Here is a 16949-nt window from a genome sequence, read left to right as displayed (position 1 = left end):
GTCGGAGGATACGGGATTGAGGGAAACGGAGCAAGAACATGCGTGGGCTCGGCGCAGCCTTGGCCTTGGCCTTATGGTCGCAGCCGCGCTTGCTCTCGTGGTGTCGGCCGTCGCCTCCGGCGCCCATGCGGAACGGCCGCTGCTTCCCGGCGTCGGGCCCGGGGACCGGCGGGCGCCGGTGGATGCGACCGCGGAGCCTTGGAACAGTATCGTCCGGGTGCAGACCAACCTGGCTGGCCGCTGCACCGGGGCGCTGGTTGGCCGGCACACGGTGGTGACCGCCGGCCATTGCCTGTTCAACCCGCGCACGCGGCGCTTCCTGCAGGCGTCCTCCCTGCATGTCCTGTTCGGTTATGACCGGGGGGAGTTCACCCGCCATGTCACGGTGGCGCGCGTCGCGACCGACCCGGCCTATGATCCCGCATCGGCGACTCCGAAGGTCGCCGCCGACTGGGCGGTGCTGACCCTGTCGCAGCCTGCGCCGGAGTCGGCTCCTCCGCTGCCCCTCAGCGCCGGACAGCTGCCGCCGGGAACGCCGGTGATGCTCGGCGGATACAGCCAGGACCGGGCGCAGATCCTGATGGCCGACAGCGACTGTCATCTTCTGGGGGAAAGCGCCGGCCTGCTGGCGCACGATTGCGACGCCACGCGCGGAACCAGCGGCGGGCCGCTGCTGGTGCGGACGCCCAGGGCGAACGGAGAGGGCTGGTCGGTCGCCGGAGTCGGCGTTGCCGCCGGACCCGGCCCGGCCGTGCGCAATTTTGCGGTTCCGTCCGCGCGTTTCGCCGCACTTTTGGCGAAGGATAGCGCTGCGGGGCAGCCCTGAGCGGCTGAAACGCATTTTTCGCTTCGCGTGCGGCCCCGAATGGCATAGACGTACCCCCGTCTTTTTCGAGCCCCTCGGAACCCGGAGTCTTTCCGCAATGTCGATCCAGCGCTTCCACACCGGACCGCGCATGAGCCAGATGGTCGTCCACAAGGACACGGTCTATCTCGCCGGTCAGGTCGCCGACGAGCCGACGCCCGACGTCGAGCGTCAGACCGCCCAGATCCTGGCCCAGATCGACGCCTTGCTGGCGGAAGCGGGCAGCGACAAGAGCAAGCTGCTGTCGGCCACGATCTATCTGGTGGACATCGCCAGCTTCGGCGCCATGAACAAGGCCTGGGACGCCTGGGTCGATCCGGCCAATCCGCCGGCCCGCGCCACGGTGGAAGCCAAGCTGGCCGCTCCAGAGTATCTCGTTGAAATTCAGGTCACCGCTGCTAAATAAGGCGGCGGAAACGGGGCGACCCGGCAGCCTCGGTTGGGGTGTGCCGGCGTGGCCCGAACGCTGTGAGGGCCGCGCGCTTCAATATTCCGACAAATTGCTTGTCGGTTTACGGAATGTTAATGACGCCTTAACAGATCGCCCGTAAAACCCCGACCAACCTCTGCCGCCGAAGCGGACGACCCTGACGGTCGCGCTTCGGTTGTCGCGTTACTGCAATGGAACCGCAACATGCCGCGCCAAACGCCACTGTCTGACATTCGGAACATCGGCATCATCGCCCACGTCGACGCGGGCAAGACGACGACCACCGAGCGTATTCTGTACTACACCGGTCGCAAGCACACGATCATCGACGTCCACGAGACGAAGGATCTGAAGACGTCGACCACGACCGACTACATGGAGCAGGAGCAGAAGCGCGGCATCACCATTCAGTCGGCCGCCGTTTCGGCCTTCTGGCGTGAGAAGAAGATCAACGTCATCGACACCCCGGGCCACGTGGACTTCACCATCGAGGTGAACCGCTCGCTCCGCGTGCTCGACGGCGCGGTCGTGGTGTTCGACGGCGTCGCCGGCGTGGAGCCGCAGTCGGAGACCAACTGGCGTCTGGCGGACAACTACAACGTCCCGCGTATCTGCTACGTCAACAAGATGGACCGTTCGGGCGCGAACTTCCAACGTTGCGTCAGCATGATCAAGACCCGCCTGAACGCGCGTCCGGTCTGCATCCAGGTCCCGCTCGGCTCGGAAGACAACTTCCGCGGCATGGTCGATCTGGTCGAGATGAAGGCCTATGTCTGGTTCTCCGACGACAAGGACGCCAAGTGGGAGACCTGGGAGGTCACCGACGATCTCGCCCAGAAGCTGAACCTGTCGGTCAAGGAAGACCTGGACAACATCGCCAGCATCCCGGCCCTGCGCGCCGAGCTCGTCGACACCGCCCTGGAAATGGACGAGGCGGCGATGGAAGCCTACCTGGACTCGGGTGAGGAGCCCTCGCCCGACGTTCTGCGCGCCTGCCTGCGCAAGGGCACCATCACCAGCGCCTTCACGCCCGTGCTCTGCGGCTCGTCCTACAAGAACAAGGGCGTCTGCCAGGTTCTGGACGCGGTCGTCGACCTGCTGCCGGCTCCGACCGACGTCGAGGCGATCAAGACGGTGGACGAGGACGGCAACCCGAACGGCGAGCGTCTCAGCTCCGACGACGCGCCCTTCTCGGCGCTGGCCTTCAAGGTGCTGAACGACACCTACGGCTCGATGACCTTCGTCCGCGTCTATTCGGGCGTGCTGACCAAGGGCATGTCGATCCTGAACTCGACCCGCGGCAAGCGCGAGAAGATCGGCCGCATGGTCGAGATGTACGCGAAGGACGCCAACCCGATCGAGGAAGCCCGCGCCGGCGACATCATCGCGCTCGTCTCCCTGCAGGAGACTGAGACCGGTGACACGCTGTGCGACGCCTCCGCGCCGGTCATCCTGGAGCGCATGCGCTTCCCCGACCCCGTCATCAGCGTCTCGGTCGAGCCGAAGACCAAGGGCGAGCAGGAGAAGTTCTCGATCGCTCTGGGCAAGATGGTCCGCGCCGATCCGTCGCTCCGCCTGGAGACCGACCGTGAAACCGGCCAGACCATCCTGCGCGGCATGGGCGAGCTGCATCTGGAAGTGACGCTTGACCGTATGCGCACGGAGTTCGGCGTGGAAGGCAACATGGGCAAGCCCCAGGTCGCCTACCGCGAGACGATCACCAAGCCGGTGGAATACACCTACACCCACAAGAAGCAGACCGGTGGTTCGGGCCAGTTCGCCGAGGTGAAGATCATCTTCGCGCCGCGCGAGCGGGGCGAGGGCTTCGAGTTCCTCGACGAGACCGTCGGCGGCACGGTTCCGCGCGAATATGTCCCGTCGGTCAAGAAGGGCCTGGAGATGCAGAAGGAAGACGGCGTCCTCGCCGGCTACCCGACTGTGGACTTCAGCGCCCGGCTGGTGGACGGCAAGTACCACGACGTCGACTCGAACGCCCTGACGTTCGAAATCGCCGCCAAGGCCTGCTTCCGTGAGGCTCTGCCGAAGGCCGGCCCGATCCTGCTCGAGCCGGTGATGAAGGTCGAGATCGTCACCCCCGACGATTACCTGGGCGATGTCATCGGCGACGTGAACCGTCGTCGCGGCACCGTCCTGGGCCAGCTGGAGCGTGGTTCGAACATTGCCGTCGAGGCCAATGTCCCGCTGAACGAAATGTTCGGCTACATCGGCCAGCTGCGCGGCATGACCTCGGGTCGTGCGTCCTACACGATGGAGTTCAGCCACTACGAGCCGGTGCCGCGCAACGTCACTGACGAAATCGTGGCCGGCCGTAACAAGGCCGCCTGATCGTCCTCCAGACGATCGGGACACACCCGGTAAAGCAGACGGCCGGCGGAGCGATCCGCCGGCCGTCCGCCGTTTCCGACCATTCTTCGGCCTGTACCAATGGTATAGGGGGCATAGGCCTGCGGCTCTAAAGCCCAAGGGCAGCGCCTCTGACCAATTCTTTAGCGTTTTGCAACCAAAAAATAGTTGGCAGCTCGCCGAATCCGTGCCCAAATTTGGAGCATGATGATTCGACGCTTCTTTTCCTTGACAGTGCTTTTGCTGCTGACCCTCGGGGTGCCGGCTGGCGCGGGGCAGGGAAACATGCGTCTCGACAGTCTTTTCCAGGCCTTGCACAGCGCCACCGACGCCGCCTATGCCGAATCGGTGGAGGAGCATATCTGGGACTTCTGGCTGGAACATCCCGACCCGGTGATGGTGCACGACATGCGCGCCGGGGTGCTCGGCCTGAACGGCGACGACTACGAGTCGGCGCTGCACGCCTTCGACGCGGTGGTCGCCCGCGACCCGTCCTATGCCGAAGGATGGAACAAGCGCGCCGCCGCCCATTACATGCTGGGCGACTATCGCGCCGCCATGCTGGACCTCCGCCATGCCCTGTCGCTCGAACCCCGTCATTTCGGGGCGCTGGTCGAGTTGGGCCTCGTCTATCTGGCGCTGGGCGACGAAATGCCGGCGCTCCGGGCGTTCGATGCGGCACTGAAGATCAACCCGCATCTCAGCCGTGTCCGAATCCAGGCCGACGCGATCCGTCATCGGATTGCGGGCACCAACCTCTAAGCGGACCGGCTTGCGCCGCAGATTATCGCGCGCAGAATTTCGCTGAAAATCACTCAATGAGAGTATACCCTTCGGCGGCGCGACCGTAACGAGGTTGCGTTGTCGTGGCTGCACGTCAGGAAAGCGGCGTGTCGGTACTGCGGGCTGGAGGCCGGCCGGGGGCGTGATGTTCGACGAAGTGATCCATGTGGTCGGTAGGTTCTATTCTGAAGTGCAACTTTCTTGTAATCACAGGGCTTTACGGGTCGTGAGCGCTGATGGGTGAACATTATTCGCAGATCGATTTCGCAGAGCGCCGCCGCATCCAGGACATGCGCGACGCCAAGATGCCGGTGACGGTGATCGCCGAGGCTTTGGGCCGTCACCGGTCGACCATCCACCGGGAAATCCGGCGCAACTTCTATCACGACCCGTTCCGGGATCGCTGGGGCCAGGAGTACAAGGGCTACTTCTGCACCAGCGCCCAGAAGTATGCCCGTGATCGACGCTCTCGGCGTCGATTGAAACTGACGCTCAAGCCGGTTCTGCGCGACCACGTGATCGCCAAGCTGCGCGAGGGCTGGTCGCCGCAACAGATTGCTGGCCGCCTCAAACTGGATGCTTCTGATGGCGCAACAGTGTCGCACGAGACGATCTACCGCTTCATCTATGGACCGGAAGGGAAAACCCTCAATCTCTATGCGCTTTTGGCCGTCGCCCGGCGTCGGCGCCGCAAGCGTATGGGTCGCAAACCACGCAGCAGTCCGATTCCCGCCGAGCGCTCGATCGCCAATCGTCCGGCCGAGGTGGAGACCCGGCAGAGTTTCGGGCACTGGGAATGTGACTTGGTGATCTTCAGCCCTCAGTTCGGAAAATCCAACATCACGTCTCTTCAGGAGCGTCAGAGCCGATACCACATCCTCATAGCCAATGAGGATCGTCGCTCAGCCGAGGTGATCAGCCGGATCGCAACAGTGCTTGGCAAATTTCCACATCATGCATGCCGGACCATTACTTTTGACCGGGGAACGGAGTTTCTGTCCTACAAAAGCCTATCGTTGGACAGTTACTTTTGCAATCCGCACAGTCCCTGGCAGAAAGGTGGCGTTGAAAATGCCAACGGACGTTTGCGGCGATATTTGCCTCTGGGCATCCCTGTAGCGGAGCGCAATGGCTCAGCACTTGCCGCCCTCGCGAAGCGGCTCAACAATACGCCACGCCGCTGCCTTGACTACAGGACGCCAGCCGAAGTCTTTGCGGTCAATCTGGCGGCTTCGAAGATCGGGCGGTGAATACCAGCTACGCCTGAGCGCCATGAGAGGCCGTGAAACCAGCAGGCCTCCCCTGCCCCGCCGCTCGCACCGGTGGGTCCACAGGCTTGATCCGCCATCGCGATGGAGGCGCGCGGATCAAGCCTATGGACTACCGGTACGAGCTCTCCTCTCCTGACGCGATCGATAAAAAGCAGGCCGCCCGATCAACAAAAACGTGTTGTCGCACTTCAGCTTGATTCCGCGGGTCGGTGAATTGCGGGTGCTGAGCGCACTCGGTCTGCTCGGCCTGTCCTTCATCCTCCCGCTGACGATCTTCATCGGCCGCAGCAATATCAAGAATGTGCGGCAGAAGATCATCGCGGACCTGGAGTCGGTCTTCCGCATCGAGGGGCAGGATCACGACCAGCTGATCCCCTCCTTCGAATTCGCGGCCTATAAGTACCGCGCGCTGCCGCAGGGACCGGACAACACGCAGCCGTCGGAATGGCGCGCCTATTTCTTTCCGGTCTTGGTCTTCATCATGGTGTCCTTCAGCGGCTTTCTGACCTCCAGCGGCATGCTGCTGGGCAAGGACCGGTTGGACCATTTTCAGCCGCTGTTCAGCGGAATGACGCTGTACGGAGTTGACGGGGTCACGCCGATGGATCTGGTGCATTACCAGCTCCAGACCGTGGCGGTTCTGTCCTTCGCTTTCTTCGGCGCCTATGTCTGGTCGATCGACTACCTGATCCGTCGCATTTCCAACTACGATCTATCGCCGATCTCTTTCCTGCGGGTGACCGACCACATCATCCTGGCCTGCATCACTGCGGTCACGCTGCATCACGCCTATATGGACATTGCGAAGATCGCGCCGGAGGGCGCGGTCGGTGACGGCGTGCCGGAATTGCTGGTGGCCTTCCTGACCGGCTTCTTCCCCAAACTCGGCCTGCAAACGCTGCTGAGCCGGGTGCCGCAATTGCAGATCCGGCGGATCGATCCGCGGGCCCAGAGCATTATCCGCGAATATCCGATCGACATGATTCTCGGCATCGATTCGGCCATCAAATTCCGACTTGCCGAGTTCGAGATCGAGGACGTGCAGAATCTGGCCACGGCAAACCCGATCCTGCTGTTCGTCGAAACGCCCTACGGCATCTACGAGACGATGGATTGGGTGGCGCAGGCGCAGTTGATCCTGGCACTCGACCTCGACCAGATCGAGGCGCTGCGGGTCATCAATGTCCGCACCATCTTCGACATCGAACGCTTCATGAGCCGGCCGGAGTCGCGGCCACGGCTGATGCAGGCGCTGAATTGCCCGAAGACCGACGGCAAGGGCGCGGTGCTGCTGGCCGACCGCGGCATCACGCTGGAGAATCTCGAATCGGTGGTGCAGGCGATCGGCGAGGATCTGCATGTCCAGCGCCTGCGCCAGATCTGGCGCAACATCGAATTGAAGCTTAGCCTCGACCTGCCGCAAGTCTTGCGCGACCGTGCTCTGCTGAACGCCGGCCGGATGCCGCTGCGGCCGGCTCCGGTCGAGGGCGCACCGGACGACACCTTGGGAGCCGGCCTTGCAAAGGCCGCGGGTGGCCCGGCGCCGGTCCGGCGGCCGGTTCCGGCCGAATAACGGCCGGCAATTCACCTTGACAAGCTCCGCGGTTTTTCTATAGTCGCACCCTCTCGCCGTCCCACAGGGGTGGCGGGTAACATTGTGCGTTCCCAGTTCCGGCCTTGTGCCGGGCGGGATTTGCTCGGTGTGTAGGCGGCCCGACGGGCTGCCGTTGAGATATCGAGACTGAGGAGAGTAGCGTGGCGCGTATTGCTGGCGTCAACATCCCCGCGCAGAAGCGCGTGGAGATCGGGTTGACCTACATCCATGGCATCGGCCCCTTCAAGGCCAAGGAAATCTGCGCGAAGCTGGAAATCCCGGCGGAGCGTCGCGTGAACGAGCTGACGGACGACGAAGTCCTGAAGATCCGCGAGACCATCGACGCAGACTACCGCGTCGAGGGCGATCTTCGTCGTGAAGTCGCCATGAACATCAAGCGTCTGATGGACCTGGGCTGCTACCGTGGCCTGCGTCACCGCAAGGGCCTGCCGGTCCGCGGCCAGCGCACCCACACGAACGCCCGCACCCGCAAGGGTCCGGCCAAGCCGATCGCCGGCAAGAAGAAGTAAGAGGACGAACGCAAAATGGCCAAGCCCTCCGCTGCTTCTCAGCGCCTGCGTCGCCGCGAGCGCAAGAACATCACCGCCGGCGTCGCTCACGTGAACGCCTCGTTCAACAACACGATGATCACCATCACCGACGCGCAGGGCAACACCATTGCCTGGTCGTCGTCGGGCACCATGGGCTTCAAGGGTTCGCGCAAGTCGACGCCCTACGCCGCCCAGGTCGCTGCCGAGGACGCCGGCCGCAAGGCCCAGGAACACGGCATGAAGACCCTGGAAGTTGAAGTGAAGGGTCCGGGTTCGGGGCGTGAGTCCGCCCTGCGCGCCCTGCAGTCGATCGGCTTCCAGATCACGTCGATCCGCGACGTCACGCCGATCCCGCACAACGGCGTTCGCCCGCCGAAGAAGCGTCGCGTCTGATTTAGCATTGTTTCCGCACCCGCGGGGACCAGCCATTCCGGGACAGGGGGCCGCAGCCATCGCGGTCCCCTCAGCATGGGAATGGTTCGGGCCCCGCGGGTTCGTGTTCACCCGATGGCATCTTGAGGTCGATCCGTGCTTCAGAAGAACTGGCAGGAACTGATTAAGCCGAGCAAGCTGGACATCCAGCCCGGTGACGACGCCGACCGTTTCGCGACGGTGGTCGCCGAGCCGCTGGAACGCGGCTTCGGTCTGACCCTGGGCAACGCCCTGCGCCGCATCCTGCTCTCCTCGCTGCAGGGTGCCGCCGTCACGTCGATCCACATCGACGGCGTGCTGCACGAGTTCTCGTCCATTCCCGGCGTCCGCGAGGACGTGACCGACATCGTCCTGAACATCAAGACGATGGGTCTGCGCATGGGCGGCGACGGCCCGAAGCGCATGCGCCTGCGCGCCGAAGGCCCGGGCGAGGTCAAGGCCGGCATGATCGAGACCGGTCCCGACATCCAGGTCATGGATCCGGAACTGGTCATCTGCACGCTGGACAACGGCGCGCGGCTGAACATGGAACTGACGGTCGAGACCGGCAAGGGCTACGTCCCGGCCAGCCAGAACCGTCCGGAAGACGCGCCCATCGGCCTGATTCCGATCGACGCCCTGTTCTCCCCGGTCCGCAAGGTGTCCTACAAGGTCGACAATGCCCGCGTCGGGCAGGTCACCGACTATGATCGCCTGTCGATGACGGTGGAGACCAACGGTTCGGTCAAGCCGGACGACGCGGTGGCACTCGCCGCCCGCATCCTGCAGGACCAGCTGCAGCTGTTCATCAACTTCGAGGAGCCGACGCACGCCGTCTCCGAGGAGAAGCACGAGGAGGTTCCGTTCAACAAGAACCTGCTCCGCAAGGTGGACGAGCTGGAACTGTCGGTCCGTTCGGCCAACTGCCTAAAGAACGACAACATCGTCTACATCGGCGATCTGGTGCAGAAGACGGAAGCGGAAATGCTCCGCACCCCGAACTTCGGCCGCAAGTCGCTGAACGAGATCAAGGAAGTGCTGTCCCAGATGGGCCTGCACCTCGGTATGGAAATCCCGAACTGGCCGCCGGAGAACATCGAAGAGCTGGCCAAGCGTCTGGAAGAGCCGTACTAAGCATCTCGCTTGTTTCCGCGTCCTTCCCGCCCTTGGGCGGGGAGGGCGCATTTCCCAGGGCCGAAACGGCCCGACCCCATCGCCGTACCAGCATTACGACTGGGCGGCGGGGTTCACGATCGGCTCCCCGAGGGGGGCCATGCCATGAAGGAGGACCGCCATGCGTCACGGCGTTTCGGGACGTAAGTTCAGCAAGACCAGCAGCCACCGCAAGGCCATGTTCTCGAACATGGCGAACGCGGTGATCAAGCACGAGCAGATCACCACCACCCTGCCGAAGGCGAAGGACCTGCGTCCGATCGTCGACAAGCTGATCACGCTCGGCAAGAAGGGTGGCCTGGCCAACCGTCGTCTGGCCTTCGCGCAGCTGCGCGACAACGACACGGTCACCAAGCTGTTCACGGTGCTGGCCGACCGCTACAAGGATCGCCAGGGTGGCTACAGCCGCGTCCTGAAGGCCGGCTTCCGCTATGGCGACGCCGCCGACATGGCGGTGTTCGAGCTGGTCGACCGCGACGTCTCCGCCAAGGGTCAGGATTCGGGCCCGACGCAGGATGCCGTCGAGGCCGAAGCCGAGACCGCCGAGTGATATGACCGGGCATCGCGCCGGTTCTCCTGACTGTGCGGCATCGGGCCTCAGGGCCCCGTGTCGTGCAGGACGGAACCGCCGATATCGGTGATATGTTAGACCCTTCCTCCGGGGACACCCCCCGGAGGGAGGGTTTTCTCTTATGTGGCCGGTCGAATGTTGCGTTCCCTTTACACGCGCCTCCAGCGCCTGTCCGCCCGCGACGATGCCGTCTGGTGGATGTCGGCGATCTCCTTCGCCGAAAGCTCCTTCTTCCCATTGCCGCCGGACGTGATGCTGGTGCCGATGTGCCTGGAGAAGCCGAAGCGACTCTGGTTCTACACCAACATCTGCGCCTTCGCGTCGCTTGTGGGCGGCCTGCTGGGCTATGCGCTGGGCTTTTATCTGTTCGAGAGCGTCGGGCGGATGATCATCGACTTCTACAATGCGCAGGAGTCGTTCCATCATTTCCAGGAGATGTTCACCGAGTTCGGCCCCTGGTTCCTGATCCTGAAGGGGGTGACGCCGATCCCCTACAAGCTGCTGACGATCACCGCCGGATTCGCCCATCTGGACCTGACCGTCTTCATCCTCTGTTCGATCGTCGCGCGCTTCTCCCGATTCTACATGATCGCCATCCTGCTGCATTTCTACGGACCGCAGGTTCAGCACATCATCGAGAAGCGGCTGATGCTGGTGGCCACCGTCCTTCTGGTCGTCGTGGTCGGCGGCCTGCTCAGCTTCAAGTTCGTCTGAGCGACTCAGTCCGGCATGCCCTGGTCCTGGCGGTCACGCCGGGACGGGGGCAGGGCGTCGCGGTCGGCACGGTCACGGCGCACGATCAGGACGATGGCGACCGCCACGAACAGCCCGCCCAGCAGCGGGATGATCATCTCGGCCATGCCGACATTGGGCAGCGCCAGCGCGCGCGAGGCCAGCATGACGAGGCCGAGGACAAGCAGCGCCAGCAGCAGTCGCAGGGACCGGTTGCGCGGCGGTCTGCCGTCCGATTTGGAAGTCATTTCAGTCATTCCCTTCTTACAGCTGATATCGGCATAGTGGGGGCCGAACGGGGGATGGTCCAGAGGGGTGTGGCATTCCGTCATGCCCATGGCCGTCCTCACAACAAGAAGAATAGGAGCCGTCGTGGCTAAGTTCCGTCCGGTCCGTCTCATCGCCCCGCTCGTGGCCGTGGCCCTTCTCGGCCTGTCGGCCTGCGCCGATCACCCGGCGTCGCGCCCTGCCGCCTCCGGCCCGGCGCCCATCGTCACCGTGGTCCCCGGACCGTCCACCCCGCGCGGCGGCGCCGACGACCAGTCGCTGCGGATCGACGGCGGCACCGGTTCCGGCGCCTCCTGTCAGGCCCAGTGCGAGCGGAGCCACAATGTGTGCATGGACTCGGTCGCGGCGCGCAACCAGGGCGGCATCGACCGCGCCGATTCGACCCCGTTCAGCCCGACCGACAACTGCAGCTATCAGCTGAAGCAGTGCTATCAGCGCTGCGGCGCGGCGCGCTGAGGCACCCGTCATGGCAAAACGCGGCGAGTCGGGCGGGGATGCCGGGCTGTTCGAGTCGGCGGCTCCCCGCCCGCTCGCCGACCGGCTGCGCCCGCGCACGCTGGACGAGGTGGTCGGGCAAGACCATCTGCTGAAGCCCGATGGGCCGCTGGGTCGCATGGTTGCGGCGCGGCGGCTGGCCTCCATGATCCTGTGGGGGCCGCCCGGCTGCGGCAAGACCACCATCGCCCGTCTGCTGGCCCACAGCACCGACCTGCATTTCGAACCGCTGTCGGCGGTCTTCTCCGGCGTCGCCGACCTGCGCAAGGTCTTCGACGCCGCCCGCGCCCGGCGGGTGGCGGGGCAGGGGACTCTGCTGTTCATCGACGAGATCCATCGCTTCAACCGCTCCCAGCAGGACGGTTTCCTGCCCTTCGTCGAGGACGGCACCGTCACGCTGGTCGGCGCCACCACCGAGAATCCATCCTTCGAACTCAACGCCGCCTTGCTGTCACGGGCGCAGGTGTTCGTGCTCAACCGCCTGGACGATGCGGCGCTGGAAAAGCTGCTGTCGCGGGCGGAGGCGGAGATGGGCCGGCCGCTGCCGCTGGACGCCGATGCGCGCGCCGCGGTGAAGGCGATGGCCGACGGTGACGGCCGCTTCTGCCTGAACCTGTGCGAGGAGCTGTTCGCGCTGCCGGGCGAGACGGTGCTGGACACCAACGCGCTCGCCGCCACCATCCAGCGCCGCGCCCCGCTCTACGACAAGGCGCAGGAGGGGCATTACAACCTCATCAGCGCCCTGCACAAGTCGCTGCGCGGGTCGGACACCGACGCGGCGCTCTACTGGTACAGCCGCATGCTGGATGGTGGCGAGGACCCGCGTTACATCGCGCGGCGCCTGACCCGCTTCGCGGTTGAGGATGTCGGACTGGCCGATCCCAACGCCCTGACCCAGGCCATCGCCGCCTGGGAAGCCTATGAGCGGCTGGGCAGCCCTGAGGGCGAACTGGCCCTGGCGCAGTTGGTGATCTATCTGGGGACGGCGCCGAAGTCGAACGCCGGCTATACGGCCTACAAGTCGGCGGTGCGCGCGGCGAAGGAAACCGGTTCGCTGATGCCGCCCAAGCATATCCTGAACGCGCCGACCAAGCTGATGAAGACCATCGGCTACGGCAAGGGATACGAGTACGACCACGACACGGCGGAGGGCTTCTCCGGCCAGAACTACTTCCCCGAAGGGATGGCGCGGCGCGAGTTCTACCAGCCGGTGGAGCGGGGGTTTGAACGCGACCTGCGCAAGCGGCTGGACTATTGGGCGCGACTGCGCGAGCGGCGGGGGGAGGAGTAGGGGGCGGACGTCATGCCGGTGTCGGAATGACGGCGTTGAATAACGTCCGCTGAACCGCGCCCTTTACGCCGCCATCCCATCGGCCGGCGCCGATGCGATCAGGCGATAGTGGCTGGTGTCGGCGAGGACCGAGCAGCTGAGGGTCTTCGACACGCCCTCGTCTTCGGTGCTGACGACGCGGGCGTGCGGGATGCCCAGCAGGTTGACCGTTGCCGTCACCCGCCAACCGCGGCCGCCGGCGCTGCCGACCGGTTGGAAAACCTGCCCGATCTGGACATGCTTCTTGCTCATGACGGATAAACCCTCGGACGGCCGGTTACCCGTGGGCTAAACCCGGCCTGTTGCGCAAAACCCCAACCCGCAGTTAAGCGCAGCGGCGAGTCGCGATCAACAGGGAAACCATCGGATGTCCCCTGGATCGGCAAACCCGATGTGAATTGTCACGGGCGCGTTGCGCCGCCGTCAACATCCCGACTTCGGCAGCGCCTCGATCTTGTCCAGCACCGCGTTGACGGTGAAATCGCCATAGTCGATCTGCATGGACTCGGCGATGCCGTTTTCCAGCAGATGCAGGCTCATCTCATACTCCGGCTGGGCCGAATCGCTCTGGGTCGGGAAGAAGGCCATGCGGACCGGCCAGGCCTTGCCCACCTTCAGCAGCGGGTCCTTGCCGGCGTCCGTCGGCGCGCCGGGCTTGCCGACGACGGTCGACACCTCGGTCGGTCCTTCCGCGTCGGACCCGTCGAAGATGGTGCGGGTGAAGAAGGGGTCCTTCCGTTCGGCATGGTCCAGGATCGCCAGCGTGTGGGCGGTCGGGAACATGGTGCCGGCCGGCAGCTCCATCTCCTGCGGTTCGGGCTTGGTGAACTGGGCGGTGCCGGCGCCGTCGCGGTTCAGGTTCGCCTCGCCGCGCACCTCCTCGTCCACCTCGCCGTTGACCAGCTTGCGGACGTTGAAGCGGTAGCGCAGGCCGTCCTTCGATTCCCAGGTCGTGTAGTTGGTGTTCATCGCCATGTCGTCGCCTTCGCTGTAGACGAAGCGCAGCTGGAAGCGCTGCTCCGTCGTCCAGCCGTCGCAGGCGTCGGCCCATTCGAACATCATGCGGCCGCGGACGTCGCTGACCTTCGAGCCGTTGCGCGCCGAGGCCAGCGACATGGTGTAGATCGCCCGGTGCGGCTGGATCCTGGCCGCCACCGCCGCCATGGAGGTCGCGGCCGGCTGAGCCAGGACGGGGGAGGCCGCGAGGAGCGCACCGGTGGAAACGGCGGCCGCGAGGACCGCGCCGACGGTTGCCGGAAAGGCGGAAAGACGGTCGAGCAAGACGGGATCCACAGGTGATTGACGGCTCTTGGTGAAGTATGGGTGTTTTTTCCGCGGTCCGAAAGGCCCGCCACCCGAATGTCTTATCAATGGAAGGGAACCGCCGGAATGACAAGCCCTGCCGAGTTGCCGTTTGCGGCGCAGTCGGACAGTCCCGCCTCCCACCCCTCTGCCCAGCCCTCTGCCCGCCCGGTGCTGCTGCTGACCCGCCGTCTTCCCGAAGCGGTGGAGGCGCGGGCCTCGCGCGATTACCGGGCCGTGCTCAATCCGGAAGACCGCGCCTTCAGCGGGGCGGAGATCGCCGCCCGTGCGGCGGAGGTTGGGGCCGACGCCGTGCTCTGCTGTGCCGGTGATCGGCTGGACTCCGCCGCCATCGCGGCCTTGCCGCAGCGGGTGCGGGTGCTGGCGACCTTCTCCGTCGGCACCGACCACATCGACCTGGAGGCGGCGCGCGCCCGCGGCCTGACCGTCAGCAACACGCCGGACGTTCTTACCGACGCCACCGCCGACATCGCGCTGCTGCTTCTGCTGGGTGCCGCGCGCCGCGCCTCGGAGGGCGAGCGGATGATCCGTGCCAATGCCTGGACCGGCTGGACGCCGACCCAACTGATGGGCACCCATGTCGGCGGCAAGCGGCTGGGCATCGTCGGCATGGGCCGCATCGGACAGGCGGTGGCGGCCCGCGCTCGCGCCTTCGGCATGACCATCCATTACAGCAACCGCCGGCGCCTGACCCCGGACCTCGAACTGGGCGCCACCTATCATGCCGATCCGGAGGCGATGCTGCCGGAGTGCGATGTCCTGTCGCTTCACTTTCCCGCCACGGCGGAAACCCGACATTGGCTGAACGCCGAACGGATTGGGCGGCTGCCGCCGGGGGCCATCCTCATCAACACGGCGCGCGGCAGCGTGGTGGACGATGAGGCGGTGATCGCCGCGCTGAAGACCGGGCGGTTGGCGTCCGCCGGGCTCGACGTGTTCGAGAACGAGCCGAACCTGCATCCCGGCTACCGCGATCTGCCCAACGCGTTCCTGCTGCCGCATCTGGGCAGCGCCACGGTCGAAACGCGGAATGCCATGGGATTCAAGGCGCTGGACAACATCGATGCGGTGATGGCCGGCCGGCCGGCGCCGGATCGGGTGGTGTAATGGGCGGATGGAGCCTTTTACCGGGCCGGCGTTCCGGCGGCCCCTTACCGGCAGGGATTTCCTGCCCCGAACGGTTGGGGTGGGCAGAAGATGCCGGTCCGGTAGGAAAGAGGCTCCATCCCCTACCGATGATCCGGCGGCGCAATCTGCCGGAAATGCATAAAATGCTTGGTATCTGCGGGGTGCGGCGGGTTGGCACAGGGGTTGCTTGGGTAGAGGCGAAGTGTTCCGACCTTCATCAGAGGAGCCGACCCCATGAATGCCATCGTCGCCGCCCTGGACCTGAAGCACCACACCTCCGACCGTTTCGACGTGCCGGCCGGATGGTCGCCGGTTGCGTTGGCTTCGCGTGTCGGGCTTCTGCGGGGGACCGAGCGCCAGACGCTGGACGAGACGATCGCGCTGCTCGCCGAAGCCAAGGAGACGATCGCCGAGTTGCATGAGCGCATCGCCTACCTGGAAAGCCTGACGATGACGGACGAGCTGACCGGCCTGTTGAACCGGCGCGGCTTCTACAGCCACTTCCGGCGCGAGTTGGCCTCGGCCCGCCGCAACGGGTCCGCCGGCGGCCTGCTGGTCATGATCGACCTGGACGGTTTCAAGGCCATCAACGACACCCACGGCCATATCGCCGGCGACGCCTATCTGCGGCAGGTGGCGCGGATGATCGTCGGCAATGTCCGGCAGGAGGACGTGGTCGCCCGGCTGGGCGGCGACGAGTTCGCCGTGCTGCTGACCAACACCGACACCGCCAGCGGCCTCGCCCGCGCCCGCCAACTGGCTGCCATCGCCGACGCCACCCATGTGGAATGGGGTGGGCAGTCGCTGCCGGTCCGTTTCTCCGTCGGCACCCAGCCCTATGGCGCCGACGACAGCGAGGACGAGGTGATGCGCCGCGCCGACGCCATGATGTACGGCGCCAAGGGGGCCCGCCGCCGCGATGCCAAGCGCAAGACCAAGCGGGCGGCTTGAGCCGCGGCCCGGCTCCATCTCAGTATATTACCGCTGTCGATAACCGATCGCCGCCCGCGTCCGCCGCGGGCGGTTTTCGTTTGAATGCAGGGCGGTCCGCGGTCATCAGGGCTGTCATCCAGCGGTCCGGTAACGACTATTTAACCGTCGCGACCTAATCAGAAAGGGGCTATACCGGTCTTGCGACCCCGCAACTGCGGTACGCAATCCGGCAATGGGCGGCGTGAACGCGGGGGTCACACCCAGGGAGGATGCATGTCAGCGGAGCCTTGCGGTCCATTGGCGACCGGTGGTGGGCCGACGAAGACCGTCCTCATCGTCGAGGACAACGAGCTGAACATGAAGCTCTTTCATGACCTGCTCGAAGCGCACGGCTATGGCACGCTGCAGACCCGCGAAGGCATGGAGGCGATGCGGCTGGCCCGTCAGCACCGCCCCGACCTGATCCTGATGGACATCCAGCTGCCGGAGGTTTCCGGGCTGGAGGTGACCCGTTGGATCAAGGACGATCCGGATCTGAGGAGCATTCCGGTCGTGGCCGTCACCGCCTTCGCCATGAAAGGTGACGAAGAAAAAATCCGTCAGGGCGGCTGCGAGGATTATGTCGCGAAGCCTATTTCGGTTGTGAAGTTCCTCGAAACAGTCAAGAAGTTTCTCGGCTAAGTCTGTTTTCTCTGTAGCAATTCTGC

At 65.0% G+C, this 16949-nt stretch carries 18 protein-coding genes and 1 pseudogene; 16 read left to right on the top strand and 3 right to left on the bottom strand.

Annotated elements, in window-relative coordinates; translation table 11 throughout:
* The first annotated feature begins 73 nt into the window (after positions 1 to 73).
* The 11 genes and pseudogenes from M5E06_RS07600 to M5E06_RS07550 all read left to right on the top strand — a co-directional run bounded on the left by M5E06_RS07600 (position 74) and on the right by M5E06_RS07550 (position 10727).
* On the top strand, positions 74 to 826 hold the full coding sequence (locus M5E06_RS07600) for a trypsin-like serine peptidase (protein WP_252137721.1): 753 nt from the start codon (positions 74 to 76) through the stop codon (positions 824 to 826).
* Positions 827 to 923: 97 nt separating this feature from the next.
* The gene (locus M5E06_RS07595) at positions 924 to 1271 is read left to right on the top strand and encodes a RidA family protein (protein WP_252137720.1); all 348 of its coding nucleotides are present in this window, start codon (positions 924 to 926) and stop codon (positions 1269 to 1271) included.
* Between the two features lie 228 nt (positions 1272 to 1499).
* Positions 1500 to 3641 carry an elongation factor G gene (gene fusA, locus M5E06_RS07590; protein WP_252137719.1) on the top strand — a complete coding sequence of 714 codons (2142 nt, stop codon included), beginning with the start codon at positions 1500 to 1502 and terminating at the stop codon, positions 3639 to 3641.
* Between the two features lie 303 nt (positions 3642 to 3944).
* On the top strand, positions 3945 to 4421 hold the full coding sequence (locus tag M5E06_RS07585) for a tetratricopeptide repeat protein (protein WP_252137718.1): 477 nt from the start codon (positions 3945 to 3947) through the stop codon (positions 4419 to 4421).
* A gap of 257 nt (positions 4422 to 4678) precedes the next feature.
* Positions 4679 to 5849: pseudogene (locus M5E06_RS07580) on the top strand (IS30 family transposase).
* A gap of 84 nt (positions 5850 to 5933) precedes the next feature.
* Entirely contained in the window at positions 5934 to 7286 is a 1353-nt protein-coding gene (locus M5E06_RS07575) for a hypothetical protein (RefSeq protein WP_252137717.1), read from the top strand.
* A 182-nt stretch (positions 7287 to 7468) separates the two neighbouring features.
* On the top strand, positions 7469 to 7837 hold the full coding sequence (gene rpsM, locus M5E06_RS07570; RefSeq protein ID WP_012974491.1) for a 30S ribosomal protein S13: 369 nt from the start codon (positions 7469 to 7471) through the stop codon (positions 7835 to 7837).
* A 15-nt stretch (positions 7838 to 7852) separates the two neighbouring features.
* Complete coding sequence (gene rpsK / locus M5E06_RS07565; protein ID WP_012974490.1) at positions 7853 to 8251, top strand: 30S ribosomal protein S11; 399 nt, start codon at positions 7853 to 7855, stop codon at positions 8249 to 8251.
* A gap of 135 nt (positions 8252 to 8386) precedes the next feature.
* A complete protein-coding gene (locus M5E06_RS07560) occupies positions 8387 to 9403 on the top strand; it encodes a DNA-directed RNA polymerase subunit alpha (RefSeq protein ID WP_085089782.1) in 1017 nt (338 codons plus the stop codon).
* Positions 9404 to 9563: 160 nt separating this feature from the next.
* A complete protein-coding gene (gene rplQ, locus M5E06_RS07555) occupies positions 9564 to 9992 on the top strand; it encodes a 50S ribosomal protein L17 (RefSeq protein ID WP_109073821.1) in 429 nt (142 codons plus the stop codon).
* Between the two features lie 156 nt (positions 9993 to 10148).
* A complete protein-coding gene (locus tag M5E06_RS07550; protein ID WP_109149850.1) occupies positions 10149 to 10727 on the top strand; it encodes a YqaA family protein in 579 nt (192 codons plus the stop codon).
* 5 nt (positions 10728 to 10732) lie between these two features.
* Here the strand turns inward: M5E06_RS07550 and M5E06_RS07545 are convergent, their stop codons facing one another.
* Complete coding sequence (locus tag M5E06_RS07545) at positions 10733 to 10993, bottom strand: hypothetical protein (protein ID WP_252137716.1); 261 nt, start codon at positions 10991 to 10993, stop codon at positions 10733 to 10735.
* A gap of 124 nt (positions 10994 to 11117) precedes the next feature.
* Here M5E06_RS07545 and M5E06_RS07540 point away from each other — a divergent pair, with 124 nt between their 5' ends.
* Both M5E06_RS07540 and M5E06_RS07535 read left to right on the top strand, forming a co-directional pair.
* The gene (locus M5E06_RS07540; protein WP_252137715.1) at positions 11118 to 11489 is read left to right on the top strand and encodes a hypothetical protein; all 372 of its coding nucleotides are present in this window, start codon (positions 11118 to 11120) and stop codon (positions 11487 to 11489) included.
* A 10-nt stretch (positions 11490 to 11499) separates the two neighbouring features.
* Positions 11500 to 12819 (top strand): replication-associated recombination protein A, encoded by a 1320-nt coding sequence (locus M5E06_RS07535; RefSeq protein WP_109073819.1) that lies wholly within the window; start codon positions 11500 to 11502, stop codon positions 12817 to 12819.
* Between the two features lie 63 nt (positions 12820 to 12882).
* Here M5E06_RS07535 and M5E06_RS07530 read toward each other — a convergent pair whose 3' ends face one another.
* Positions 12883 to 13110 carry a hypothetical protein gene (locus M5E06_RS07530; protein ID WP_098739542.1) on the bottom strand — a complete coding sequence of 76 codons (228 nt, stop codon included), beginning with the start codon at positions 13108 to 13110 and terminating at the stop codon, positions 12883 to 12885.
* A gap of 171 nt (positions 13111 to 13281) precedes the next feature.
* Positions 13282 to 14139 carry a cell envelope integrity EipB family protein gene (locus M5E06_RS07525; protein WP_247870517.1) on the bottom strand — a complete coding sequence of 286 codons (858 nt, stop codon included), beginning with the start codon at positions 14137 to 14139 and terminating at the stop codon, positions 13282 to 13284.
* A 108-nt stretch (positions 14140 to 14247) separates the two neighbouring features.
* Here M5E06_RS07525 and M5E06_RS07520 point away from each other — a divergent pair, with 108 nt between their 5' ends.
* The 3 genes from M5E06_RS07520 (at position 14248) to M5E06_RS07510 (ending at position 16923) form a co-directional block, all read left to right on the top strand.
* Positions 14248 to 15288 (top strand): 2-hydroxyacid dehydrogenase, encoded by a 1041-nt coding sequence (locus tag M5E06_RS07520; protein ID WP_252137714.1) that lies wholly within the window; start codon positions 14248 to 14250, stop codon positions 15286 to 15288.
* A 255-nt stretch (positions 15289 to 15543) separates the two neighbouring features.
* Entirely contained in the window at positions 15544 to 16260 is a 717-nt protein-coding gene (locus tag M5E06_RS07515) for a GGDEF domain-containing protein (protein ID WP_286208633.1), read from the top strand.
* A gap of 255 nt (positions 16261 to 16515) precedes the next feature.
* Complete coding sequence (locus M5E06_RS07510; protein WP_085089773.1) at positions 16516 to 16923, top strand: response regulator; 408 nt, start codon at positions 16516 to 16518, stop codon at positions 16921 to 16923.
* Positions 16924 to 16949: the final 26 nt, after the last annotated feature.

Origin of the sequence: Azospirillum sp. A1-3 (genome assembly GCF_023806445.1) — a bacterium.
Classification (GTDB): Bacteria; Pseudomonadota; Alphaproteobacteria; order Azospirillales; family Azospirillaceae; genus Azospirillum.
The sequence above is the reverse complement of the archived record's forward strand: the minus strand, read 5'-3'. Positions and strand labels throughout refer to the sequence as shown.